Below are 317 nucleotides of genomic sequence, written 5' to 3' on the forward strand. Positions count from 1 at the left end.
GGTTCTATCAGCGGGAAGGCTTTTCCGAGATCGGCAGAATTCCCGGCGGGGTTCTGGAGGAGGGCAGGGAGATCGACGACGTCATGATGGCTCTCCGTCTGGTCGGTTAGCTCTCACGCGATGTTTCGGCGCATATCGGTTTGCCTGAGCTATTGACCTCAAGCGGGGTTGGGGTTGCAGGATGCCGGTATGGGCTGGAGGGTTGGCTGTGACGAAAATCCTGAAAGACGAGGATCTTGTCGGTAGCGGGTTGATGGCGGTCGCGATCGATGCGCTCGAGACCGCTTTTCTCACCAAGCCGGTCAATGATCTGCAGC

2 pseudogenes are annotated in these 317 nt (G+C 58.4%); both read left to right on the forward strand.

Annotated features, from left to right (window positions below):
* Positions 1 to 110, forward strand: a pseudogene (locus AF337_RS32730) (GNAT family N-acetyltransferase); the annotation flags it as partial.
* Between the two features lie 71 nt (positions 111 to 181).
* Positions 182 to 317: pseudogene (locus AF337_RS45850) on the forward strand (ornithine cyclodeaminase family protein); the annotation flags it as partial.

The organism is Rhizobium ecuadorense, assembly GCF_001187535.1.
Lineage (GTDB): Bacteria > Pseudomonadota > Alphaproteobacteria > Rhizobiales > Rhizobiaceae > Rhizobium > Rhizobium ecuadorense.